Raw genomic sequence first — 23,040 nt, 5'->3', positions numbered from 1 at the left:
CCGCACCCGCTTCACGCACTCGCACCGCCGCACGACCCACGCAAGGACGCTGACATGACCAACCGCGACGACATGACCCTGACCTCGTCGGGCTTCTACGTCTCCCAAGAGGCCCCGATCGAGACCTCCAACCCCTTGCCGACGCCCACCTCGCCCGCGCCCGACATCCTGCGCTGCGCGTACATGGAGCTCGTCGTCACCGATCTCGCCGCCTCGCGCGAGTTCTACGTCGACGTGCTCGGCCTCTACGTCACCGAGGAGAGCGACGAGGCGATCTACCTGCGCTCGACCGAGGAGTTCATCCACCACAACCTCGTGCTGCGCCTCGGCCCCGTCGCCGCGGTCGCCGCGTTCTCGTACCGCGTGCGCACGCCCGAGGACCTCGACCTCGCGGTCGCGTTCTACACGGAGCTCGGATGCCGCGTCGAACGCCGCCCCGACGGCTTCACCAAGGGCATCGGCGACTCGGTGCGCGTTGAAGACCCGCTGGGATTCCCCTACGAGTTCTTCTACCAGGTCGACCACGTCGAGCGGATGTCGTGGCGCTACGACCTGCACGTGCCCGGCGAGCTCGTGCGCCTCGACCACTTCAACCAGGTGACGCCCGACGTGCCGCGTGCCGTGAAGTACATGCAGGACCTGGGGTTCCGCGTGACGGAGGACATCCAGGACGAGGAGGGCACCGTCTACGCGGCGTGGATGCGCCGCAAGCCCACCGTGCACGACACCGCCATGACCGGCGGCAACGGCCCGCGCATGCACCACGTCTGCTTCGCCACGCACGAGAAGCACAACATCCTCGCGATCTGCGACAAGCTCGGCGCCCTGCGCCGCTCCGACGCGATCGAGCGCGGCCCGGGCCGCCACGGCGTCTCGAACGCGTTCTACCTCTACCTCCGCGACCCCGATGGCCACCGCGTCGAGGTCTACACGCAGGACTACTACACGGGCGACCCCGACAACCCCGTCGTCACCTGGGACGTGCACGACAACCAGCGCCGCGACTGGTGGGGCAACCCGGTCGTGCCCTCCTGGTACACGGATGCCTCCCTCGTGCTCGATCTCGACGGCAACCCGCAGCCCGTGGTCGACCGCACCGACGACTCAGAGATGGAGGTCACGATCGGAGCCGACGGCTTCTCGTACACGCGCCACGGCGACGAGGAGAAGGGCTTCAAGCTCGGCAACACCCTGTAGGCATTGGCCGCGGGCGCTCCACCGTTCCCGCCCCTCGCCCCTTGGGAGGGCGCGTTGGCAATTCAGGATGCCTCGGCGACTCGCCTGTGCGGTCGCCCGAGTCATCGGCGTGCCACCGGTTCATCCTGAATTCGCCACGCCGGCTGATTCCCATTCGCCCACCAGTGATCACCACGCCGGACGTGCATGCGGATCGCATCGAACACCTCCTCCCAGCATTCGAGCACCTGCCGGTGACTGAACGAGAGGTGGACGTACCCGACGCTCTTCAGCCATGCCCAGCGTGAGCGGTCGCGGTCGAACGACCCCGGCCCGGAATGCGGCCCCTCACCGTCGACCTCGAACACGAGCCGGTCACCGATGAGCAGATCGGCGGAGTACCCGCCCACGAGAGGCACCTGGGCCCGCACCGGCATTCCGGCCGCCGCGAGACGTTCGCGCGCGACCGTCTCGCCGACTGCTTGGCTGCCGGTGATCGAACGCTCTGCGACCAGGCGCGCACGGATGCTCACGCGAGCGAGCAGGTCTCGGAAGGCCCCGTCTTCGAGGAGCTGCGGGCGATCGGGGCGCCACTCGACGCGCTCGCGTGCCGAGTCGAGGATGCAGAGCGCTTCCAGCGCAGGCAGGCAATCCAGCACGTGCTCGAGGCAGCGCGACACCGAGACGATGGCACCCCCGGTTCGGGTCTCGAGCTCCCAATGCATCCGCACCGCCGAATTCGGCAGGCTGAGCGGCAGGCCCGTTGCCGGATGCCGAAGCCTCGCGGAGTTCGAGGGCACCTCGACGTGCAGGTCCGACGGTGGGCTGAGCACCCGGAGCCCGTGCAAGCGCGCGGCGGACACGCACGTCAACCGGCCGCCGACGCGCACGGCGCCCTTGAGTTCGGTTGCGAGGCGCGGGTCGCAGTAGACCCCACGGCGCAGCCGCTCGATCTCTCCACGGTCGACTGCGGCGGCGATTCGGCGTTCGGTGAACCCGGCCCGCACGAGGTCGGCTGTGGAAGCGACGCCGCCGGTGAGTCCGGTCAGCCGGCGCAGCTCGCTCATCGACACATCGTGAACGGGAATTGAGCGTCACGGCTCGGGTTCCAGTCGGTGAACGTGCCCGCATGGACGGCGAGGGGGTGGTGAGGACGAGTCCCGCGTCGGGAGTTCAGGATGCACCGGCAACGCGCCGTCGAGATGCCGAGTCCGCTCGGCGGGTCGCCGATGCGTCCTGAGTTGCCCGCACGCGATCAGCGCGGAGGGTCAAGCCCGGCGCGCGCAGGGTCAAGGCCCCGGCGCCTCGCCCTGCCTACCGTGGAGTCCCGACTCGATGTGGAGGAACCATGGACAGCCCGACCCCCGTGCTCGAGCAGACGCACGACGACCTGCTCGCCGAGATCACGCCGCAGGAGGGCGAGCGTCGCGACATCCTCGACCCGGCGAACGGCGAGGTGATCGGGCAGGCGCCCGTGCACTCGGTCGACGACCTCGAGGCCGCCGTCGCCCGTGCGAAGGCCGCGCAGCCCGCCTGGGCCGCGCTCGGTCATGAGCGCCGCATCGAGCTGCTCATGCAGGCCGCCGACGCGATCGACGCCGAGGCGGAGGCGCTCGCCCGCATCCTCTCGCGCGAGCAGGGAAAGCCGCTGAACGGCCCCAACGCGCGCTTCGAGGTCGGTGCGGCGTCCGGATGGCTGCGCGCCGCCGCCACGACCCCGCTCGAGGCCGAGGTCGTCTTCGACGACGGCGAGGTGCACGCCGAGCTGCACTACCGCCCGATCGGCGTCGTCGGCGCGATCGGCCCGTGGAACTGGCCGCAGATGATCACCGTCTGGCAGGTCGGCCCGGCGCTGCGCATGGGCAACACCGTCGTCGTGAAGCCCTCGGAGTACACGCCGCTCAGCGTGCTGGCGCTCATCGCGGTCATCAACCGCGTGCTGCCCGAGGGCGTGGTCGAGATCGTCACGGGCGGCCGCGACGTCGGCGCCGCACTCGCCTCGCACCCGGCGATCGGCAAGGTCATGTTCACCGGGTCGACGGCCACGGGCAAGGCGATCATCCGCAGCTCGGCCGACACCGTCAAGCGACTCACGCTCGAGCTCGGCGGCAACGACGCGGGCATCGTGCTGCCCGACGTCGATCCGAAGGCGATCGCCGAGGGCCTCTTCTGGGGCGCGTTCATCAACACGGGGCAGACCTGCGCCGCGCTCAAGCGGCTCTACGTGCACGACCACGTGTACGACGCGGTGTGCGAGGCCCTGGTCGAGGTCGCCGGAGCCATGTCGATGGGCGTCGGACTCGACGAGGGCAACGTGCTCGGCCCGTTGCAGAACCGCCAGCAGTTCGACATCGTCGACCGTCTCGTCGAGGCGGCCAAGGATTCCGGCGCCCGGGTGCTGCTCGGCGGGGAGCCCGACCGCACGCAGGTCGGCAACTTCTACCCGACCACGCTCGTCGCCGACATCGACAACGCGAACCCGCTCGTGCAGGAGGAGCAGTTCGGCCCCGCGCTGCCGATCATCCGCTACCACGACGTCGACGAGGCGATCGCGCTCGCCAACGACGTCGAGGTCGGTCTCGGGGCCTCGGTGTGGTCGAACGACCGCGACGAGGCGCGCCGGGTCGCCGCGCGCATCGAGGCCGGCACGGTGTGGATCAACTCGCACGGCACGATCCACCCCATGGTGCCGTTCGGCGGGGCCAAGCAGTCGGGGTACGGGCTCGAGTTCGGCGTCGAAGGGCTGAAGGCACTGGGAGTGCCGCAGGTCATCAACGGCTGACCCGGGGGGGGTCGGCGATCGGGGGAACAGCACCGATCCGATGGGGTGCCGACGGGCCGGGGGCGATCACGCTCCCGGCCCGTCGTCGTCGCACGCGTATCGTGGTCGGAGACCGCACCGCCGCATGGCACGAGAGGGGATCATGCCGAAGATCGTCGACCACGACGAGCGTCGACTCGAGATCGTGCACGCGACCTGGAAGCTCATCGCCGAGAAGGGCTTCCGCGCCACGACCATGCGCGAGATCGCGAAGGCGTCGGGCGTGGCCAACGGCGGGCTCGTCCCGTACTTCCGCAACAAGGAGGAGTTGATCGGGGCGACGTTCGAGCACGTCTTCGCGGCCACCAACTCGCGGTTCGCCGCCGTGCGCGCCGATCTCGAGGGGCTCCCGGCGCTGCGCGAGCTGATGCTGCAGATCTTCCCGCTCGACCAGGAGCGGGTGCTCGAGGCGCGCATCGTCATCCCGTTCTGGGAGTACGCGGCCAACGAGCCCGACCTGCTCGCGCTGCACGAGCGCACGATGGACCAGTGGCGCGTCGAGCTCGGCGACCATCTCTCCGACGCCAGGCGGCTCGGGCAGGTGCGGGCCGACGTCGACGTGCCCGTCGCGGTCGACCACCTCATGACCATGGTCGATGGCGTGCAGGTGATCGCCGTGGTGCTGCCGACCAGCGCCGACCCCGAGCGCCTCACGCGCATGCTCGACGGGTACCTCGACCTGCTGCGCTGATCACGGCCGGTCGCGTCCGCTCGGCCGCACCCGGCGGCTCCGTCCGGGCGACGAGCGAGTGCGACGGCGCTGTTCGACCAGCTCACAACGCCGCGCGTTCGGCCGCGGTGACTCCGGCACGACCGCGAGGACGAGGGCGGATGCCGCAGCCGTGACATCCGCCCTCGTGAGCCGTCAGCCCGGGGTCAGTGCCCGTGACCGGCGCAGGTGCACGAACCGGCCTCGCAGCGGCATCCGCCGGCCTCGTGCCCCGAGTGACCCGCGTGCCCCTCGTGCTCCGCCGCCGAGCCCGTGTGGCAGGCGGCCGTGCCGAGCGCGACCGACGACGGCACGTTCAGCGTGGGGTTGCGGCCGAAGAACCCGTACGGCTTGAGCGTGAACTTCGCGGTGTCGACCGGCATCACCGGCCAGTCCTCGACGCGTGGGAAGTGCGTCGGCCCGAACGTGTGCCAGAGCACGATGTCCTCGCCGTCGATGGAGCGGTCGGCCTCGGTGTAGCGCGGCAGGCCGTCGCCGCCCGGATTCTGGTTGACGAGGTCGCCGGCCGGGTAGCGCTCGGCTCGGTCGTACCGCGTGACCCAGAGGTGCTTGCGCGTGAAGCCGGCGCGCCGGGCGATGACCGATTCGGGGTCGGCGAGCAGCGTCGGCGAGCCCTGCGCGATGAGCTCGTAGCCGACGGGTCGGCCGAGCCGGTTCTGCTTCTCGGTGTTCACGATGTGCCAGGTGCGCCCGGCCACGGGGTCGGCGTCGCGGGCGCTCTCGGCCTCGGTGCGCAGGCGTGTACTGCGCTTCGTGAATGCGTTGCCGTACGCGTTGCCCTCGCCCATGGGCACGCGCGCGGCGTCGACCTCGTCGACCGCGTTGGCGAGGCCGTCGACCATCATGTCGAGGCGCGCGCTGAACAGGTGCTGGTGGTACGGCGCCCCGAGTCCGGGTGCGACCTCGCTGGCGTGATCGCCCGCCCGGGCATCGAACGCCGAGGTGAAGAGCACGCCCGTGAGCTTCGCCTCGCACTCGATCGTGCCGTCGAGGTACAGGTACCAGTAGAAGCCGTAGTCGTAGTTGCCGACGGTGGTGAAGAAGCTGATCACGAGGCGGCGCTGGCGTCGCACCTCGTTCGAGCCCGTGTAGATGTCGGTGTGCTTCCAGAGGGTTCCGTAGTCCTCCTCGTGCATGCAGATCGCGTCGGGGATGACCCGCGGGTGCCCGAATTCGTCGGCGATGGTCGCGTCGAAGTAGCGGATCTCGCCGAGGCAGTCGCAGCCGAGGCGCAGCGAGTTCGCGTAGCGGCCGAAGACGTACTCGCCGGTGTCGAAGTAGTTCTGCCAGAACCGCGAGGGCGACGGGTCGCCGTAGGGCACCACCATCTCGGCGATCGACGCCCGGTAGACGATGTCGCGCTCGGCGCCGCCCTGGTCGGCGTCGACGTAGCGGATGCGGCGCAGCACGAGCCCCTCTCGGGCGTCGAAGGCGAGCGAGAACCGCCAGTTCGCCCAGGACACCTCGTCGCCCGTGACGGTGAAGCTCGGGCCCTCCGGCTGGCTGATCTCGATGGGCTTCAGCGTGTCGAGCGGTGCGCCCTGCACGGCGGGGTCGTCGAAGTTGCCGCCCTCGGCCGGGATGTCGTAGACGCGGTGGTCGACGAGCTCGAACATGCGCCCCTCGATCATGTCGACGTACGCGCAGAGGCCGTCGACGGGGTGCGCCCAGCAGTGGTCCTGCTCGTGCTCGCGCATGAAGGCGAGCACGCGGATGACGCGGCGGCCCGTCTCGGCCTCGAAGCCGTAGTTGCCGGCCGAGAGCGGCGCGAGGGCGACCTGCTCGTGCGTGATGCCGCGCTTGGCGAGGGCGTCGTGCCACTCGGGCTCGGCGGCGAGCAGGTCGTAGATCGCCTCGAACTCGACGTCGAGGATCGGCACATGACCGTTCGCGCCGTCGATCGCCTCGTGCGAGAGCACCGCGCGATCGGTGACCGAGATGCGGAGGTCGGCCGACGCACCGGTCGATCGGTCGAGCACGAGCGCCCGCACGATGCGCGGCAGTTCGACGCCCGCGAGCACGTCGGCCTTGGCCGGCTCGTCGAGCCCGAGGTAGACGAAGCGGGTGTGCTCGCCGATGAGGCCGGACTCGTTCAGGATGTCGCGGGCCGCGTCGATCTCGGCCGCGTCGAGACCGCGCAGCGGGTCGGTCGAGACGGGCTCCGGCACCTCTTCGGGCCGCCGGCCGATCGAGTGGAGCGTGGACGTCGATGTCATGTTGCACCTTTTTTCTCTACGTTTGTCGAGTAATATAACCGCACGCACCGGAACAGGGAAGATTCGGAAGACGAATGGTCGAGATCACGCACGGCGTCATGCTCCTCGGGGCAACGGCGGGAACGGCCGCTGCGCTGGCTCCCGGCCGCCGCGTGCGCGCGCTCGACGCCGTCGCCGGCGTCGTCATGGCCGCCGCGATGCTCGACTCGGCGTTCACGCACGTGCTCCCGGGCCTCGGCTGGGCGGTCGCGCTCGTCGCGACGGGCATCGCCGTCGGCATCCGCGCCCGCCGCGACATCCGTCGGCCGGAGCCGCTGCCACGATGCGGCCGCCCGCTCGCCGACCTGCACCACGCCCTCGCCCTCATCGCGACCGGATGGCTCATGGCCGGAGCCGGCGCGGGCGCCGGCCTCGGCACGGGCGTCGGCGCCGGCGCATCCGCTTCCGCTGCGTCCGCCGCCCCCACCGCGCTCGCCGCCACAGCCGCGCATCACGCCGGCCCGGTGCTCCCGCTCCAGGCGACGGCCGTGCTCGCCGTCGTCGCGCTCGGCACGTACGTGGCGATCCGCGCCGCGAGATCGGGCCGGGCGGCGCTCCGACACGGCACCATGGCGGCGGGCATGTCGCTCATGCTCGCCGCCATGGCCGCACCCGCGACGGTCGTCGCGTTCGGCTGGTGACCGACCGGCGCGACCGTCGCGGCCGACGCCGTCGCCGCGCACGGGTCAGAACCCGCGGCGCCCCTCGACCTCGACCATGTCGGCCTCGGCCTCCTCGATGCCGTGCCCGATGCGGGCGTACAGCTCGGGGTTCCGCTTGCGGATCGCGAAGCCCCAGATCACGCCGACCACGCCCGGAACGATGAGCAGGGCGGGGAGCACGAACGTGACGGGCGTCGTCTCGGCCTGGCCGAGCAGCACGTTGAAGTTCGCGACGATCAGCACGAACACCGTGAAGAGCACGACGGCCGAGACGAGCGGCGCGATGAACGTCGACCACACGCCGAGCCCCCGGCGGTCGCGGCGGAAGAAGCCGATGACCGAGATCGCGATGATGCACATGAGCAGCACGAGGCCCATGGCGCCCGTGTTCGTGAGCCACGTGAACATCGTGAGCACGGGGTAGAGGAACTCGGTCGGGGCGAAGTCGTTCTTGAGACCCATGACCTCGCCGGCGAACACGAAGCCGAGGGTGACGACGAGCGCGATGACCGTCTGCGCGACCGAGCCCGCCCACGGCGCACGCGACACCGCGCGGACCGAGCCGAGGCTCCGGTGCAGCACGCCCTCACGGCCCAGCGAGTAGAGATACCGCGCGACCGCGTTGTGGAACGACTGCAGCGCGGCGAACAGGCTCGTGAGGAACAAGACCTGCATGAGGTCGCTGATGATGACGGGCGCGTGCTCGCCCATGAACACGAACATGAGGTCGGGGCCGTAGGTCGCCGACGCCTCGGCGATCTGCGACGGGCCGATGCCGACGGTGAACGCCCACGCGCTGAACGCGTAGAACACCCCGATGATCGCCACGGCCGCGTAGGTCGCGCGGGCGACGGTGCGCTTGGCGTCCTTCGACTCCTCGCCGTAGATGGCGGCCGACTCGAAGCCCATGAAGGCGGCGATGCCGAACGACAGCACAGCGCCGACGCCGGGCACGAACAGGTTCGAGAGCTCGAGGCCGGCCGTGCTCACACCCTCGGGCGCGACACCGAACGAGACGATGTCGAACACGAGCACCGCGAGGAACTCGAGCGCCACCAGGATGCCGAGCACCTTCGCCGACAGGTCGACGCGGTTGACGCCCAGCACCGCCACGACGGCGATGCACACGAGGATCCACAGCCACCACGGCGTCGCGATGCCGAGCTTCGCCTCGAGGAACATCGACATCTGGAACCCGAACAGGCCGTAGATGCCGACCTGCATGGCGTTGTAGGCGACGAGCGCCACGAGCGAGGCGCCGACGCCGAACGGCCGACCGATGCCCTGGGCGATGTAGGCGTAGAACGCGCCGGCGTTGGTCACGTACCGGCTCATGGCGGCGTAGCCGACGGCGAACACGGCGAGCGCGGCCGCGAGCACGATGAACCCGATCGGCACGCCGATCACGCCGGTGACGGCGAAGGTCGTGGTGACGCCGCCCGCGACCACCGTGAGCGGTGCGGAGGCCGCGATGATCATCAGGGTGACGGATGGCACGCCGAGGCGGCGTCGGCCGAGGCCGCCGCTCTGCTGCGGCGGGGAGGTCGTCGTTGCGGTCATGGCTGGGGGTTCCTTATCCGACGGGAGCGAGCCACGGCGGCATCGCCCGGGTGCGCCTCATGATTCCCGTGCGGCGCCGCTGCGCCTTGTCGCAGAGCGTAGGGCGGTTGACCCCGAACGCAGTCTCGCGCTGTCGAATTTGCCTCAACAGGCGTAGAGTCTCCCCACTCGGACGTCGACGTCCGTTCCCCCAGAGATGAGGTGCATGCCCGTGCTCCGCGAACCGGTGCGCTCCGCTCCGCTCGACACTGCGGCCCTGCCGCTCGGCTTCGGCGAGTTCAGCTCGCTCGTCTCCCGGTCGTTCGTGCCGCTGCAGGTGCGCTCCGACCATCAGGACTCGTTCCGCGGCGAGATCCGCGCCTCGACCCACGACGACGTGCACCTCTCGGTCGTCACGGCCGACGGCCACGAGATCCACCGCACCCCCGAGCTCGTCGCCAGGTCGAGCCACCGCTGCTTCAAGGTGGGCCTGCAGCTGGCGGGCACCGGCCTGCTCATCCAGGACGACCGCGAGGCGGTGCTGCGCCCCGGCGACCTCACGGTGTACGACACCGACTCGCCCTACACGCTCGTGTTCGAGGAGGGCTTCAGCACGCTCGTGCTCATGGTGCCCCACCGCGTGCTCGAACTGCCCACCGACGCGGTTCGCGGCATGACGGCCGCCACGATCGACGGCGGCGACGGACTCGCGCGCGTCGTGACCCGATTCCTCGGCGAGCTCGCGGGCGACCTGACGCAGCTCGACGGACCGATCGGCGGCCGCCTCGCCCGCAACGCGGTCGACCTCGTCGCCACGCTCTACGCGCGCGAGCTCGACATCGTGCGCGATGCCGACCGACCGCACCGCGCGATGCTCCGACGCGTGCAGGCCTATATCGACGCGCATCTCGGCGACCCCGACCTCGCACCCGGCAGCATCGCGGCGGCCTCGTTCATCTCGACGAGACACCTGCACGCGCTCTTCCACGAGGAGGGGCTCACGGTCTCGACGTTCATCAGGTCACGCCGGCTCGATCGCTGCCGACGTGAACTCGCCGATCCGCTGACCGCGCATCGTCCGATCGGCCAGGTCGCCACCAAGTGGGGCTTCGCGGATGCCGCGCACTTCAGCCGTGCGTTCCGCGCCGAGTTCGGCGAACCGCCGAGCGCCTTCCGCGCACGGACGATCGCCGCCTGAGGCACGGCGCGGCCGAGGTCGACCCCGTTGCGTCGGACTGCCGGGAATTCAGGCGGGCTCTGATGCGCCCGAGTCGACGATCTCGGCCCCCGCGTGCCCGAGCTCGGCGAGCGCGGCGGCCGACGACTCCGCCGCGACGCCCGCGACGAGCGAGGTGAGCACGCGCACGTGCTGACCGTGCTCGAGGGCGTCCAGCGCCGAGGCGCGCACGCAGTAGTCGGTGGCGATGCCCACGACGTCGACGTCGGTGACCCCGTGCGCGGTGAGCACCTCGCCAATGGTCGCGCCCGCGTCATCCGTGCCCTCGAAGATCGAGTAGGCGGGCACGCCCTGCCCCTTGCGGATGTGCACGTCGATCTCGTCGACGGCGAGCGCCGGGTGGTATTCGGCGCCGTCGGTGCCGGCGACGCAGTGCGCCGGCCATGTGTCGACGAAGTCGGGCTCGGCGTCGGTCGCGAAGTGCCCGCCGTTGTCGTTCTCGGCCGAGTGCCAGTCGCGGGATGCCACGACGAGCGCGTAGTCGTCGCGGTGCGCCTCGAGGTGCCGGGTGATGCCGGCCGCGACGGCCGCTCCCCCGTCGACGCCGAGCGCGCCGCCCTCGGTGAAGTCGTTCTGCACGTCGATGATGAACAGGGCCCGGGTCATGGCTCACTCCTGCCGGTCGGATGGTCCCATTCTTCCAGCACCGTCGTGCTTCCGGCACCGTCACGACGCGGCATCCGGATGCCGCTGGGCGGGCGTCGTGCGTCCGCCGACCGCGCCGCGGCTAGGCGTTCGAGAGGTCGTCGCCGCAGAGGAAGAACCCGGTGGTGAGCGTGTCGATGGCCTGCTTGGCCTCGTCGGTGACGTCGCCGAGCGCGTAGATCGCGAACGTGAGCGTCGAGCCGTCCTGCGCGCGGATCACTCCGGAGAGCGTGTAGCCGCTGTTGATCCAGCCGGTCTTGGCCGACACCGCGCCCGCCGCGACGGAGTTGTCGCCCGCGAACCGGTCGCTGTACGAGAGCGAGCCGCGCTCGCCCGACACGGGCAGCCCGTCCATGAGCACGCCGAGGTTGCCCTCACGGGCGTTGATCTTGATGAACAGCTGCGTGAGGTACGACGGCGGCACGGCGTTGTCGTCGCTCAGGCCCGAGCCATCGACGACGTGGATGCCGGTCGTGTCGATGCCGTACGACGACAGCCCCTGCAGCACGCCGGCGTTGATCGCGTCGAACGTGTTGCCCGAGCCGGTCTGGATCGCGACGAGGCGGGCGAGCATCTCGGCGACGGTGTTGTCGGAGACGACGAGCGCCTTGTCGACGAGCTGCGCGACCGTGGGCGACTGCACCGCGCCGAGCTGCTGCGCGCCGGCGGGCGCCGTGCCGCGCTCGATCACCGCGATGCCGCCGAGCTGGTCGGCGAACGCCTGGCCCGCGCGGCCGATCGGGTCGGTGCTGCGCCACGAGGTGTTCGCCGACGGGTCGTCGCGGTCGCCGTCGACCTGCAGGGCCGTGATGTTCGACATGTAGCCGTCATCGCGCTCGACGGTGTCCCAGCTGGCCTGGTACTCGTCGCCGCCGAAGTAGCCCGCGTCGAGGATCAGCTTCGTGAGCGGCGGGTTCGACGGGTCGGCCGCCCACGCGGCCTGCACCTGCGCGGCGAGGTCGTCGAGGTGCGCGGCGCCCGGGTACACGGTCTCGGTGCCGCTCGGGGTGCGCGAGAGCGTCACGTCGCCCCCGCCGACGAGCACGGCGGATCCGGGCTCCGCGCCCTTCAGGACCGTCGTCGTGGTGCGGTAGTCGGGGCCGAGCACGTCGAGGGCCGCCGCCGAGGTGAGCACCTTCATGACGCTCGCCGTGCGCGACGGGGTGTCGCCGCCGCGGTCGTAGAGCACTTCGCCGGTGGCGGCGTTGCGCACCTGCGCCTGCAGGTTCGCCAGGCGCGGGTCGGCGGCGCGATCTGCGACCGAGCAGGTGCGGATCTTGGTGTCGATCGCGCTCGGCGCCGCGAGTGCGGCCGGCACCGGTCGGCCCGGCTCCTCGGTCGGCGTCGGGGTCGGCGTCTCGGTCACGAGTGCGACCGGCGTCGCGCTCCGGGGGCCCAGGCTCGCGCCGGCGAACACCGCGCCCGCCCCGAGCAGGGCGAACGCCACGATGCCCGCGGTCACCGAGAGGGCGCGCTTGTGCTTCCTTGCGAACACCCGCACCGACGCGCCACGGCCGGCTGGTGCGGTGACGGATGCCGCAGTGGCGGCGGATGCCGCGGCGACGGATGCCGGTGCGGTCACGGATACCGTGGCGTCGCCGTCGTGCGGAGCGGACGAATCGGCCCCGGCACCTGCGGCCACGAGGAGCTCGGTCGGATGCTCGGGCCGGTCGAGGAGCTCGGTCTGCTCGCCCGCATCGCCCGTCGTATCGCCGTTCGCGTCCGCGGCGTCGAGGAGCTCGGTCAGCTGTTCGGAGTCGGGCACGGACTCCGACACGGGGTCGATCGCAGGCTCCGATCCGGCACCGGCATCGACGTCCGAGCCGGGGTCGGCCGCGGCATCCGGGACCTCGATCGACTCGGTGCCGGCGGGTTCGGCGGGTCGTTCGTTCGGCTCGTCGAGACCCGAGAGGTCGCCGACGGAATCGGGCTCGCCCGTGGCATCCGTCTCGTCGGTCATCCGGGCAGCCTACGCGCCGCACCAGACCGAACCCTGATCACAGCCCGAAAATCCCCTGAATGACCGACGACCGGCCGGCGCCGGGAGGCCGGGATCACCAGCCCGGCGCGCACCGATCGCACGGCGCACCGGTCGCTCACTCGCCCGGGTAGCGCAGCCCGATCTGCTCGCGGATGAGGTCGAGCGTGCCCATGATCGCGACGGTCTCGTCGATCGTGAGCAGGTCGCCGCCGAGTGTGCCGGCCGCGACCAGCCGCTCGACCGCCTCGGCCTGGAAGTGCATGCCGCGCCCGACGACCTCGGATGCGTACGACTCGAGCACCGTGCCGTCGTGCGACACCACGCGGAAGGTGGTCGGCGTGTACCAGACCGCGTCGATGTCGATGCGGGCCTCGGTGCCGAGCACGGTCGCCGTGTTCGGGCCGCGGGTGTCGCTCGCCGAGAGGCTCGACGCCACTCGACCTCCGTCGTAGCCGAACACGGTCGCGATCTGCGCGTCGGCGCCGGTGCTCTTGAACGTCGCGGTGCTCTGCACGGTCACGGGCGCGCCGAAGAGATCCCACGCGAACGACACCGGGTAGATGCCGAGGTCGAGCAGCGCCCCGCCGCCGAGCTCGAGCGAGTTGATGCGGTGCCCGGGGTCGTCGGAGAGCTTCTGCGTGTGGTCGGCGATGAGCGTGCGCACCTCGCCGAGCGTGCCGGCGGCGATGATCTCACGCAGGCGCACCATGTGCGGCAGGTAGCGGGTCCACATGGCCTCGAGCGCGAGCAGGCCCCGCTCGGCGGCGAGGTCGGCGATCTCGCGCGCCTCCGCCGCGTTGAGGGCGAACGGCTTCTCGACGAGCACGTGCTTGCCGGCCTCGAGCACGAGCCTGGCGTTCTCGGCGTGCACGGGGTGCGGCGTCGAGACGTAGATCACGTCGACCTCGGGATCGGCGACGAGCGCCTCGTAGCTGCCGTGCGCGTTCGGGATGCCGAACTCCGCCGCGAACGCGTCGGCGCCCGCCTGCGAGCGCGACCCGACCGCCTGCACGGTGAACCCGTTCAGCTTCAGGTCGTTGGTGAAGGAGTGGGCGATGCCGCCCGTCGCGAGAATGCCCCAGCGCAGTCGTTCCGTCATGCGTGCCAGCCTAGCGACGCGCGCCGACGGCCGGACAGCGGATGCCTCGGGCGTCGGCAATGCATCTCCGCTGTCGCCCGATCAGCGATACGAGCAGCTGAGATCGCGACACCCGCAGGGGTAGTAGTTGCCCTCGGCATCGACGATGACGATGCACGGATCAGCCACGGGCGGCGCGGGTTCGGTCTCCTCGTACGCGGACTCCTCCCAGGCGGCTTGCTCGGCTGCGAGCTGCTCCGCCGCGAGTTGCTCCGCCGCGAGCCGGGCCGCCTCATCGGCCGCGGCCTGTGCGGCGGCGGCTTCGGCGGCGAGTCGCGCAGCCTCGGCCGCCTCGGCCTCGATGCGAGCCCGTTCGGCGACCGCCGCCTCGGCCTCCTGCTCGGTCGCGAGTCCGTTCGTGTACGGGATGGCGGTCAGGTCGACGGTGACCGCGGTCGGCGTCGGCTGCGCGGCGGCCGGCGGTTCCTGACCGCCGATGACGGCAGGCGCGACGAAGGCGACCGTGCCGAGGGCCAGTGCCGCCACGATCGTCGTCGCGGCGATCCTCGCCGCTCGTTTCTGCATGACCACGATCCTAGGCAACGATCGTCGCGGGCTGGAACGCGGGCGGGCACGTTCGCCGGGCGGCCGCCCGAGGCATCCGCTCGCCCTCGATCGTGACGAGCGGTGCTCGGATCAGTGCCCCGGAGTGCCGAGTTCGATGAGCAGCACGCCGCCGACGATGAGCGCGACACCCGCGCCCATGACCCATGTGAACTGCTCGCGGAAGAGCAGCCTGCCGGCGAGCGCGGTGAGCACGACGCCGACCGCGGTCCACACGCCGTAGGCGACCCCGACCTGCATGCCCTGCGCGAGCGTCGCCGCGAGCAGCACGAACGACGACAGGTAGCCGACGACGATCGGGACGATCCAGAGCCGGCGCCGTCGCGTGGCATGAGTGGCCATGCGCAGCGACAGCGTCGCACCGACCTCGCTCAGGATCGCGAACGCCAGCAGCACCCAGCTCATGCGCGCTCCTCACCCGCGGGCGCGGCTGCAGGGGCGGATGCCTCGGCGCGCCGCGCGGCCTGCTGCGACCCGAGCTCGACCAGCAGCACGCCCGCCGCGACGAGGCCGATGCCCACGAGCATGGTCGGCGTGAGCGGGTCGCCGAACAGCGCCCACGCGAGCACCGCCGTCAGGGCGACGCCCGTCGCACCCCAGATGCCGTAGGCCACGCCGAGCGGCACGCCCATGCGCAGCACCTGCGAGAGCAGCAGGAAAGATCCGGCGTACCCGACGACCACGACCGCGTAGAGCCACGGATGCCGCTTCGCGGCGTCGAGGCTGAGCGTCGCCGTCACCTCGAGCAGGATGGTCGCGGCGAGGACCGCCCAAGCGCCTGCCCGTGGCATCCGACCTCCTTCTCCGGTGGCGCGATCCTCTCACGGCACCGGACGGGTGCTCGAGTGCCGACGCGGCGAACGGTCAGTCGAACGTGACGCGCAGCATGACATCGGCCGAAGCGCCCTTGCCCCGGGGCCGGATGATCGCGTGCGCCAGCGTGTACGTGAACCCGTAGCGGCGACGCAGGAGCCCTTGCAGGCGCGTCGCCTCGGCGACCTCGGTGACGATCTCGGCCGAGCCTGCGGACTCGGGCGCACCTGCCCGCACACGACCGCGCATGTCGCACGGCGCGACGGTCACTCGGGCGTCACGACGCAGTCGCTTCAGCTTGCCGGTTCCCGCTGGCGTCTGCACGACGATGCGGTCGCCGTCGAGCGCGAACCAGACCGGCGTCGGCACGGGCGTTCCGTCCTTGCGAAAGGTCGTGAGCGAGACGTACTTGCCCGCCGTGACGTCGTCGAACACCGTCATCGCCCACTCCGTTCGGATACGGCGAAGGCCCGGACACTGTCCGGGCCTTCGAGTGGAGCCGCCTGTGGGAATCGAACCCACGACCTTCTCATTACGAGTGAGATGCTCTGCCGACTGAGCTAAGGCGGCGTGCTGAGACCGGACCTTGCGGTACCGATCGGCACGAGAGTCCATGTTACCGGATGTCTGGAGCTCTCTTGACCACTCTCAACAGCCGGTGCCGTCCGCCGGCACCGTGCCGTCGACGAGGTAGGCCTCGACGGCGTCGTTCACGCAGTCGTTGGACTTGTTGTAGGCCGTGTGCCCCTCGCCCTCGTAGCTCACGAGCACCCCGCTCTCGAGCTGGTCCGCGAGCGCGACGGCCCACTTGTACGGGGTCGCAGGGTCGTTGGTGGTGCCGATGACGACGATTGGCGCGGCCCCCTCGGCGTGGATCGGCGCGCGTTCGGCACCGGGCTGCACGGGCCACGTGATGCAGCCGAGGTCGCCGTACCCGAAGTAGGGGCCGATGAGCGGGGCTGCGGCGCTGATCTCGGCCGCCTTCTCGCGCATGACCTGCACGTCGGACTGGTAGGTGTAGTCGAGGCAGTTGATCGCGAGGAACGACTCGGTCGAGTTGTCGTTGTAGGTGCCGTCGGCGTTGCGGCCGTAGTAGCCGTCGGCGAACGACAGCGCCGCGTCGGCGTCGCCGAGCATCACCGCGTCGAACATCTGGCTGAGGTACGGCCAAGAGTCGGCGCTGTACAGCGGGTACACGATGGCCGTGACGAGCGTGTCGGCGCCGACCTCGCGGCCGTCGGTGCCGCGCATCGGGCTCGCGTCGACCGAGGCCAGCAGGCGCGAGATCTCGTCCATCGCGGCGTCGACGCTGCCGGTGAACGGGCAGTCGGTGCCTGCGAGGCAGTCTGCGAGGTAGGCCCGCAGCGCCGATTCGAAGCCGACGGCCTGCTCGCGCGAGACGTCCTCCTCCTGTGCGGCCGGGTCGATGGCGCCGTCGAGCACGAGACGGCCGACCCGGTCGGGGAACAGCCCCGCGTAGGTCGCGCCGAGGAACGTGCCGTAGGAGTAGCCCAGGTAGTTGAGCTGCTCGTCGCCGAGGGCCGCGCGCAGCATGTCGAGGTCGCGCGCCGCGCTCACGGTGTCGACCTCGCCGATGAGGTCGCCGGTGTTGTCGCCGCATGCGGTGGCGAACGCGGACTTCACCTCGCCCGTGTTGGCGATCCATTCGTCGCTGCCTCGTTCGCCCGGAACGATGCCGAACAGGTACTGGTCCATGTCGGCGGGGTCGTAACAGGCGACCGCCGACGACCTTCCGACGCCGCGCGGGTCGAACCCGACCACGTCGAAGCGCTGCTGCAGCGGCTCGCCCACGGCGTAGTCGAGCGAGTCCTTGACGAAGTCGTAGCCCGAACCGCCCGGGCCGCCCGGGTTCACGAGCAGCGAGCCGATGCGTTCGCCCGATGCGCGGTGCCGCACGAGCGCGAGCTCGATCTCGCCGTCGGCGGGCGATTCCCAGTCGAGCGGGGCCTTGGCCGTGGCGCAGTCGAATTCGCCGCCGCAGTTCTCCCACGCGAGCACCTGGCCGTAGTAGGGCTCCAGCTCGGCCGAGACGTCTTCGCCGGTCGGCGTCGACTCGGAGGTCTGCGGCTTCAGGAACGACGGCACGCACCCGGTGAGCACGAGCAGCGCCACGAGACCCGCGGCGATCCCGGCGGCGCGGCCCGCACGGCCGGGTCGACGGCGCGCTCGCCGCTTCGACGTCGGGTCGGTCGATGTCACGGTCATGCAGCCCCTCGTTCGGATTCGGGTCGGCGGATGGCGGTCACGAGCATGGCCTCGAGCGCGAGCGCGGGCGCCACGTTGCCCTCGATGCGCTCGCGCGCCTCCTGGATGGCGTCGAGCGTCGCAAGGGTGCGCATCGGAGCGACGGATGCCGCGGCACGTCGCAGTTCGTCGGAGAGCTCGCGGTTGACGAGCTCGACGTCGGCCTCGAGCTGCAGCAGCAGCACGTCGCGGTAGAGCGAGGTGAGGTCGACGAGGATGCGGTCGATGCCGTCGCGGAGGCTCCTCGTCGCGCGACGCTTCTGGTCGTCTTCGAGGGCCTTGATCTGGGGGCGGAGCGCCGCGGGCACGGCCTGCCCCGGCGCGATGCCGAGCGAGTGCAGCGCATGCTCGCGCTCCTCGGCATCGCGCAGCGCGGTGATCGCCTTGGCGTCGTCGCCGGCGATCTCGAGGAACCGGGCCGCGGTCGACACCGCGGTCGCCGCCGACCGCACCTGGAGCGCGAGCCGCAGCGTCTCTTCACGTCGCCGACGCGCGTCTTCGCTCGTGGCGAGGCGATGGGCCATGCCGATGTGGCTCTGGGCCTCCCGAGCGGAGCGCTCGGCCAGCACGGGGTCGACGCCGTCGCGACGCACGAGCAGGTCGGCGACATCCGCGACGCTCGGCATCAGCAGCCGCACCGACCGCACGCGCGAGCGGATCGTCGGGATGAGGTCGGCCTCGCTCGGCGCGCACAGGATCCAGACCGTGCGCTCGGGCGGCTCCTCGAGCTCCTTCAGCAGGAAGTTCGAGGTCTGCTCGGTCATGCGGTCGGCGTCTTCGACGATGATCACGCGATGACGGCCGATCGACGGCGCGTAGTGCGAGCGCTTGACGATGTCGCGCACGTCGTCGCGCTTGATGATCACGCCCTCGGTCGCGAGCACGTGCAGGTCGGGGTGGCTGCGCGCCTCGACCTGGATGCGGGTCGCGTCGTCGCCGTCGGGCCGACCGGAGATGAGCGCCACCGCGAACGCGTACGCGAGGTTGGAACGGCCCGAGCCCGGAGGCCCCGTGATGAGCCACGAGTGCGTCATCTGCTGCGACGAGGCTCCGCCCGAGCGGTCTCCGGATGCCTCGGCCGCCGACCTGAAGACGGCGATCGCCTGCTCCTGGCCGGTCAGTTCGCTCCACACGCTCACGGATTCACGCTACCTTCCGCTGACGACATCCGCCCGCCCGCTGCGAGCTCCGGATGCCGCGGGGCCGCCGATCGGGCGCCCGGTCGACGCCCCGCCGTGCACGGCCCGCTCAGAGCAGGCCGGAGACCCGTGCGCGGATGAGCGCCTGGATCTCGTCGACGGGTGCCGATGCGTCGAGCACGAGGAACCGATCGGGCTCCGCAGCGGCGAGGCCGAGGTAGGCCGCGCGCACGCGGTCGTGGAACTCGGACGCCTCGGCCTCCAACCGGTCGTAGCGGGTGCGCGCGCCGTCGAGCCGTGCCCGCGCGGTCGTCGGATCGAGGTCGAGCAGCACCGTGAGTTCGGGCGAGAGGCCGTCGGTCGCCCACTCCGAGAGGGAGCGCACCGCCTCGGGCTCGAGCACCCGGCCGGCGCCCTGGTAGGCGACCGACGAATCGATGTAGCGGTCCTGCAGCACGACCGCTCCGCGATCGAGCGCCGGGCGCACGAGGGTCGCGACGTGGTGCGCGCGGTCGGCCGCATAGAGCAGCGCCTCGGCGCGCGGGGCGATGTCGCCGCGGTGGTGCAGCACGATCTCGCGCACCTCCACGCCGACCTCGGTGCCGCCGGGTTCGCGCGTGCGCACGACCTCCCGACCCTGCTCGCCGAGCCAGCCGGCGAGCAGTTCGGCCTGGGTGGTCTTGCCGGTGCCGTCACCGCCCTCGAGCGTGATGAAGACGCCGCGCGTCACGCCTCGCTCGGCTTCGTCGTCGCCTTGCGCGTCGCGGGCTTCTTCGCCGCAGTCGCGGCCGTCTTGGCGGCCGTGGTCTTCGCGGCCGTGGTCTTCGCCGCGGTCGTCTTCGCGGTCGTGGCCTTGGCCGCCGGCTTCTTCGCGGCGGGCTTCTTCGCGGGCGCCTTCTTCGCCCGCGGAGCCGCCGGCCCCTTGTCGCGCTTGATCTGCAGCAGTTCGACGGCGCGCTCGAAGGTGATCTCCTCGACCGACTCGGCGCGCGGGATCGTCGCGTTCGTCGTGCCGTCGGTGACATAGGGGCCGAAGCGGCCGTCCTTCACCTTGATGGGCTTGCCGCTCACCGGGTCTTCGGCGAACTCCTTGAGCGCGCTCGAGGCGCGGCGCGCCCCGTACTTGGGCTGGGCGAGCAGTTCGAGCGCGCCGGGGAGGTCGAGGTCGAAGATCGCGTCCTCGCTCGGAAGCGTGCGCGTCTCGACGCCCTTCTTGAGGTACGGGCCGTAGCGACCGTTCTGCGCGGTGATCTCCTCGCCCGACTCGGGGTCGAGGCCGACGATGCGCGGCAGGTCGAGCAGCTTCAGGGCGGTCTCGAGGTCGACCTCCTCGATCTGCATGCTCTTGAAGAGCGAGGCGGTGCGCGGCTTGACCGCCGCGGGCTTCTTGGCGCCCCGCTTGGGTTTCGCGGGCTCGAGGACCTCGCCGGTGGCCGGGTCGACGGACGCCTCCGGTGCGGGCGCCTCCGGCTCGAGCTCGGTGACGTACGGACCGAACCGCCCGTCCTTCACGACGATCTGCTTGCCGTTCTCGGGGTTGGCTCCGAGCACGCGATCGGTCTGGACCGGCGCGTCGATGAGCTCTCGAGCCTTCTCGGGCGTGAGCTCGTCGGGCGCGAGCCCTTCGGGCAGGTTCACGCGTCGGGGCGTCGCGTCGGGCGCGGCATCCGCCTCGACGACCTCGAGATACGGTCCGTAGCGGCCGATGCGCAGCGTCACGCCGTCGGCGATGGGCATCGAGTTGATCTCGCGGGCGTCGATGTCGCCGAGGTTGTCGACGACCTGGCGCAGGCCCCGGTGCGTGTCGTTGCCGAAGTAGAACCCGTTCAGCCAGTCGACCCGGTCGGCCTCGCCCGAGGCGATACGGTCGAGGTCGTCCTCCATCTCGGCGGTGAAGTCGTACTGCACGAGGTCGCCGAAGTGCTCCTCGAGCAGGCGCACCACCGAGAAGGCGATCCAGCTCGGCACGAGCGCCTGGCCGCGCTGGGTGACGTACCCGCGGTCGAGGATGGTCGAGATGATCGAGGCGAACGTCGACGGACGGCCGATGCCGAGCTCCTCGAGGCGCTTCACGAGGCTCGCCTCGGTGTAGCGCGGCAGGGGGCTGGTCTCGTGCCCCTTGGCCTCGAGCGTCTCGAGCGAGATCTCCTGGCCCTCCTTGAGCGGCGGGAGCTTCGCCTCGCCCGACGCCTCGTCGGCGTTGCGCTCCTCGTCGCGACCCTCTTCGTAGGCCGCGCGGAAGCCGGGGAACGTGATCACGGTGCCGCTCGCGGTGAACTCGGCGACCGTGCCGCCGACCGCGGCCGTCGCGCCCTCGGGCGTCGCGGCATCGGCGGCGGTCGGACCGATCTCGATGGTCACGGTCGCGGTCTGACCCTTGGCGTCGGACATCTGCGAGGCGACCGTGCGCTTCCAGATGAGGTCGTAGAGGTCGAACTCGCGGCCGCGGAGCGATCCCTGCAGCGACGACGGCGTGCGGAACACCTCGCCCGACGGGCGGATCGCCTCGTGAGCCTCCTGCGCGTTCTTCGACTTGCCGGCGTAGACGCGCGGGGCCGACGGCACCGAGTCGGCGCCGTAGAGCGCGGTCGCCTGCGCCCGTGCCGCGTCGATCGCCTGCTTCGAGAGCGAGACCGAGTCGGTTCGCATATAGGTGATGTAGCCGTTCTCGTACAACGACTGCGCGACCCGCATGGTGTCCTTGGCCGAGAGTCGGAGCTTGCGGCCGGCCTCCTGCTGCAGGGTCGACGTCGTGAACGGGGCCGACGGGCGGCGGGTCCACGGCTTCTGCTCGACCTTCGAGACGACGCGGCGCACGCCCTCGGCGCTCAGCGCCTCGACCAGCGCGTTCGCGGTCGCCTCGTCGATCACCGCGGCCTTCGACTTGAGCTTGCCCAGGTCGTCGAAGTCGCGCCCGGCGGCGATGCGCTCGCCGCCCAGGCGCACGAGCTTCGCGTCGAACGCGGATCCGGATGCCACGGGCGCGAAGCGCCCCAGGAGGTCCCAGTACGAGGCCGACACGAAGGCGAGTCGCTCGCGCTCGCGGTCGACGACGAGGCGGGTGGCCGCGGACTGCACGCGACCCGCGGAGAGTCCGGGGCCAACCTTGCGCCAGAGCACGGGCGAGACCTCGTACCCGTACAGGCGGTCGAGGATCCGTCGGGTCTCCTGGGCGTCGACGAGCGCGGTGTCGAGCTCGCGGGTGTTGTCCTTCGCCTTCTGGATCGCGTCCTTGGTGATCTCGTGGAAGACCATGCGGCGCACGGGGATCTTGGGCTTCAGCTCCTGGAGCAGGTGCCACGCGATGGCCTCGCCCTCGCGGTCCTCATCGGTTGCGAGCAGGAGTTCGTCGGCGTTCTTCAGCGCCCGCTTGAGTTCGGCGACCGTCTTCTTCTTCGAGTCGGACACCACGTAATAGGGCTCGAAGCCGTTGTCGACGTCGACCGAGAACTTGCCCAGGCCGCCCTTCTTGAGCTCGGCGGGCAGGTTCTTGGGCTCGACGAGGTCGCGGATGTGGCCCACCGACGAGAGCACCTCGTAGCCGTCGCCCAAGTACTGGGCGATCGACTTCATCTTGGTCGGCGACTCGACGATGACCAGTTTCTTCGCGCCTGACACCAGACTCCTCTTGTAATTCCGTGATGGAGATCGCACGCGGACCGCGCCCCCGAGCGGTGTGCCGCCGAACGGCTTCGATCGCCGCTCGACAAGCCACACCATACACATAGAGACCGGGAGCGCACCGAATTCCGATCCGGGCGATCGGGCTTCGGATGCGGCGCGTCGACCCCTTGCGATCCTGCGCGACCGGAGGACAATCGAAGTATGGAAACCTCAACGACGAGCTCCTACACCGCGAAACTGATCGATGGTCCGCTCGAGGGCAAGACGGTCGCGACCGCCTTCCTCGACTCGGGCGAGCCACGTCCGCGGCTCGAGCTGAACGCAGAGCACGGCAAGCGCTACGTCTACGGCCGTGGGGCCGGGCTGGAGTTCGCCGCAGAGAACGACGACCGACCGTCGGCCGTCGAATACCGCTTCCTCGAGACCGTCTTCGACTGAATCGCCCCGCCGG

20 protein-coding genes and 1 tRNA gene are annotated in these 23,040 nt (G+C 70.9%); 6 read left to right on the top strand and 15 right to left on the bottom strand.

From position 1 onward, the window contains the following. Nucleotides 1–54: 54 nt before the first annotated feature. The gene (hpaD, locus tag ACFVS8_RS05330; RefSeq protein WP_387058545.1) at nucleotides 55–1,197 is read left to right on the top strand and encodes a 3,4-dihydroxyphenylacetate 2,3-dioxygenase; all 1,143 of its coding nucleotides are present in this window, start codon (nucleotides 55–57) and stop codon (nucleotides 1,195–1,197) included. Between the two features lie 101 nt (nucleotides 1,198–1,298). On the opposite strand, the gene ACFVS8_RS05325 is transcribed toward hpaD, so the two are convergent. Next, the gene (locus ACFVS8_RS05325) at nucleotides 1,299–2,243 is read right to left on the bottom strand and encodes a type IV toxin-antitoxin system AbiEi family antitoxin domain-containing protein (RefSeq protein ID WP_387058542.1); all 945 of its coding nucleotides are present in this window, start codon (nucleotides 2,241–2,243) and stop codon (nucleotides 1,299–1,301) included. A 281-nt stretch (nucleotides 2,244–2,524) separates the two neighbouring features. Here ACFVS8_RS05325 and ACFVS8_RS05320 point away from each other — a divergent pair, with 281 nt between their 5' ends. After that, the gene (locus ACFVS8_RS05320) at nucleotides 2,525–3,958 is read left to right on the top strand and encodes an aldehyde dehydrogenase family protein (RefSeq protein ID WP_387058539.1); all 1,434 of its coding nucleotides are present in this window, start codon (nucleotides 2,525–2,527) and stop codon (nucleotides 3,956–3,958) included. A gap of 142 nt (nucleotides 3,959–4,100) precedes the next feature. Continuing rightward, on the top strand, nucleotides 4,101–4,688 hold the full coding sequence (locus ACFVS8_RS05315) for a TetR/AcrR family transcriptional regulator (protein WP_387058536.1): 588 nt from the start codon (nucleotides 4,101–4,103) through the stop codon (nucleotides 4,686–4,688). 185 nt (nucleotides 4,689–4,873) lie between these two features. Here the strand turns inward: ACFVS8_RS05315 and ACFVS8_RS05310 are convergent, their stop codons facing one another. Then, nucleotides 4,874–6,943, bottom strand: a complete 2,070-nt coding sequence (locus ACFVS8_RS05310; protein ID WP_387058534.1) for a primary-amine oxidase — start codon at nucleotides 6,941–6,943, stop codon at nucleotides 4,874–4,876. Nucleotides 6,944–7,017: 74 nt separating this feature from the next. Here ACFVS8_RS05310 and ACFVS8_RS05305 point away from each other — a divergent pair, with 74 nt between their 5' ends. Then, complete coding sequence (locus ACFVS8_RS05305) at nucleotides 7,018–7,623, top strand: hypothetical protein (RefSeq protein WP_387058532.1); 606 nt, start codon at nucleotides 7,018–7,020, stop codon at nucleotides 7,621–7,623. A gap of 45 nt (nucleotides 7,624–7,668) precedes the next feature. Here the strand turns inward: ACFVS8_RS05305 and ACFVS8_RS05300 are convergent, their stop codons facing one another. Continuing rightward, complete coding sequence (locus tag ACFVS8_RS05300; RefSeq protein WP_387058529.1) at nucleotides 7,669–9,204, bottom strand: APC family permease; 1,536 nt, start codon at nucleotides 9,202–9,204, stop codon at nucleotides 7,669–7,671. Between the two features lie 205 nt (nucleotides 9,205–9,409). Between ACFVS8_RS05300 and ACFVS8_RS05295 the strand changes: the two genes are divergently transcribed. Then, nucleotides 9,410–10,381 (top strand): helix-turn-helix domain-containing protein, encoded by a 972-nt coding sequence (locus ACFVS8_RS05295; protein WP_387058526.1) that lies wholly within the window; start codon nucleotides 9,410–9,412, stop codon nucleotides 10,379–10,381. Between the two features lie 48 nt (nucleotides 10,382–10,429). Here ACFVS8_RS05295 and ACFVS8_RS05290 read toward each other — a convergent pair whose 3' ends face one another. The 12 genes from ACFVS8_RS05290 to topA form a co-directional block, all read right to left on the bottom strand. Continuing rightward, complete coding sequence (locus tag ACFVS8_RS05290; protein WP_387058523.1) at nucleotides 10,430–11,026, bottom strand: isochorismatase family protein; 597 nt, start codon at nucleotides 11,024–11,026, stop codon at nucleotides 10,430–10,432. Between the two features lie 121 nt (nucleotides 11,027–11,147). Further along, entirely contained in the window at nucleotides 11,148–13,025 is a 1,878-nt protein-coding gene (locus ACFVS8_RS05285; RefSeq protein ID WP_387058521.1) for a D-alanyl-D-alanine carboxypeptidase, read from the bottom strand. Nucleotides 13,026–13,161: 136 nt separating this feature from the next. Further along, on the bottom strand, nucleotides 13,162–14,145 hold the full coding sequence (locus ACFVS8_RS05280; RefSeq protein ID WP_387058518.1) for a Gfo/Idh/MocA family protein: 984 nt from the start codon (nucleotides 14,143–14,145) through the stop codon (nucleotides 13,162–13,164). An 81-nt stretch (nucleotides 14,146–14,226) separates the two neighbouring features. Further along, complete coding sequence (locus tag ACFVS8_RS05275; protein ID WP_387058515.1) at nucleotides 14,227–14,709, bottom strand: hypothetical protein; 483 nt, start codon at nucleotides 14,707–14,709, stop codon at nucleotides 14,227–14,229. A 111-nt stretch (nucleotides 14,710–14,820) separates the two neighbouring features. Beyond that, complete coding sequence (locus tag ACFVS8_RS05270; protein ID WP_387058512.1) at nucleotides 14,821–15,153, bottom strand: DMT family transporter; 333 nt, start codon at nucleotides 15,151–15,153, stop codon at nucleotides 14,821–14,823. Next, on the bottom strand, nucleotides 15,150–15,539 hold the full coding sequence (locus ACFVS8_RS05265) for a DMT family transporter (RefSeq protein ID WP_387058509.1): 390 nt from the start codon (nucleotides 15,537–15,539) through the stop codon (nucleotides 15,150–15,152). Before ACFVS8_RS05265 ends, ACFVS8_RS05270 begins: the two co-directional genes overlap by 4 nt. Nucleotides 15,540–15,612: 73 nt before the next feature. Beyond that, nucleotides 15,613–16,002 (bottom strand): PPOX class F420-dependent oxidoreductase, encoded by a 390-nt coding sequence (locus ACFVS8_RS05260; protein ID WP_387058506.1) that lies wholly within the window; start codon nucleotides 16,000–16,002, stop codon nucleotides 15,613–15,615. 53 nt (nucleotides 16,003–16,055) lie between these two features. Then, nucleotides 16,056–16,131: transfer RNA gene (locus ACFVS8_RS05255), tRNA-Thr, on the bottom strand. 78 nt (nucleotides 16,132–16,209) lie between these two features. Then, nucleotides 16,210–17,787, bottom strand: coding sequence for an alpha/beta hydrolase (locus ACFVS8_RS05250; RefSeq protein ID WP_387058504.1), 1,578 nt, complete (start codon nucleotides 17,785–17,787; stop codon nucleotides 16,210–16,212). Then, a complete protein-coding gene (locus ACFVS8_RS05245) occupies nucleotides 17,784–18,965 on the bottom strand; it encodes a DNA polymerase III subunit delta' (protein WP_387058501.1) in 1,182 nt (393 codons plus the stop codon). The genes ACFVS8_RS05250 and ACFVS8_RS05245 overlap by 4 nt, the downstream gene beginning before the upstream one ends. 109 nt (nucleotides 18,966–19,074) lie before the next feature. Beyond that, nucleotides 19,075–19,695 (bottom strand): dTMP kinase, encoded by a 621-nt coding sequence (gene tmk, locus ACFVS8_RS05240; protein ID WP_387058499.1) that lies wholly within the window; start codon nucleotides 19,693–19,695, stop codon nucleotides 19,075–19,077. Beyond that, nucleotides 19,692–22,583, bottom strand: a complete 2,892-nt coding sequence (gene topA / locus ACFVS8_RS05235) for a type I DNA topoisomerase (protein ID WP_387058497.1) — start codon at nucleotides 22,581–22,583, stop codon at nucleotides 19,692–19,694. The genes tmk and topA overlap by 4 nt, the downstream gene beginning before the upstream one ends. 207 nt (nucleotides 22,584–22,790) lie before the next feature. Here topA and ACFVS8_RS05230 point away from each other — a divergent pair, with 207 nt between their 5' ends. After that, nucleotides 22,791–23,027, top strand: a complete 237-nt coding sequence (locus ACFVS8_RS05230) for a hypothetical protein (RefSeq protein ID WP_387058495.1) — start codon at nucleotides 22,791–22,793, stop codon at nucleotides 23,025–23,027. The last annotated feature ends 13 nt before the right edge of the window (nucleotides 23,028–23,040 follow it).

The sequence above is a fragment of the Agromyces sp. NPDC058110 genome (assembly GCF_042884735.1).
In the GTDB taxonomy this organism is placed as follows: domain Bacteria; phylum Actinomycetota; class Actinomycetes; order Actinomycetales; family Microbacteriaceae; genus Agromyces.
This window is presented reverse-complemented; position numbering and strand designations above follow the sequence as displayed.

Excerpts from the sequence above, each read along its gene's own strand:
- ACFVS8_RS05250 (WP_387058504.1), bottom strand. The coding sequence starts at position 17,787 with ATGACCGTGACATCGACCGACCCGACGTCGAAGCGGCGAGCGCGCCGT.
- ACFVS8_RS05320 (WP_387058539.1), top strand. The coding sequence starts at position 2,525 with ATGGACAGCCCGACCCCCGTGCTCGAGCAGACGCACGACGACCTGCTC.
- ACFVS8_RS05285 (WP_387058521.1), bottom strand. The coding sequence starts at position 13,025 with ATGACCGACGAGACGGATGCCACGGGCGAGCCCGATTCCGTCGGCGAC.
- ACFVS8_RS05295 (WP_387058526.1), top strand. The coding sequence starts at position 9,410 with ATGCCCGTGCTCCGCGAACCGGTGCGCTCCGCTCCGCTCGACACTGCG.
- ACFVS8_RS05290 (WP_387058523.1), bottom strand. The coding sequence starts at position 11,026 with ATGACCCGGGCCCTGTTCATCATCGACGTGCAGAACGACTTCACCGAG.
- ACFVS8_RS05310 (WP_387058534.1), bottom strand. The coding sequence starts at position 6,943 with ATGACATCGACGTCCACGCTCCACTCGATCGGCCGGCGGCCCGAAGAG.
- ACFVS8_RS05325 (WP_387058542.1), bottom strand. The coding sequence starts at position 2,243 with ATGAGCGAGCTGCGCCGGCTGACCGGACTCACCGGCGGCGTCGCTTCC.
- ACFVS8_RS05230 (WP_387058495.1), top strand. The coding sequence starts at position 22,791 with ATGGAAACCTCAACGACGAGCTCCTACACCGCGAAACTGATCGATGGT.
- ACFVS8_RS05315 (WP_387058536.1), top strand. The coding sequence starts at position 4,101 with ATGCCGAAGATCGTCGACCACGACGAGCGTCGACTCGAGATCGTGCAC.
- ACFVS8_RS05305 (WP_387058532.1), top strand. The coding sequence starts at position 7,018 with ATGGTCGAGATCACGCACGGCGTCATGCTCCTCGGGGCAACGGCGGGA.
- ACFVS8_RS05275 (WP_387058515.1), bottom strand. The coding sequence starts at position 14,709 with ATGCAGAAACGAGCGGCGAGGATCGCCGCGACGACGATCGTGGCGGCA.
- ACFVS8_RS05280 (WP_387058518.1), bottom strand. The coding sequence starts at position 14,145 with ATGACGGAACGACTGCGCTGGGGCATTCTCGCGACGGGCGGCATCGCC.
- hpaD (WP_387058545.1), top strand. The coding sequence starts at position 55 with ATGACCAACCGCGACGACATGACCCTGACCTCGTCGGGCTTCTACGTC.
- ACFVS8_RS05270 (WP_387058512.1), bottom strand. The coding sequence starts at position 15,153 with ATGAGCTGGGTGCTGCTGGCGTTCGCGATCCTGAGCGAGGTCGGTGCG.
- ACFVS8_RS05300 (WP_387058529.1), bottom strand. The coding sequence starts at position 9,204 with ATGACCGCAACGACGACCTCCCCGCCGCAGCAGAGCGGCGGCCTCGGC.
- ACFVS8_RS05260 (WP_387058506.1), bottom strand. The coding sequence starts at position 16,002 with ATGACGGTGTTCGACGACGTCACGGCGGGCAAGTACGTCTCGCTCACG.
- ACFVS8_RS05265 (WP_387058509.1), bottom strand. The coding sequence starts at position 15,539 with ATGCCACGGGCAGGCGCTTGGGCGGTCCTCGCCGCGACCATCCTGCTC.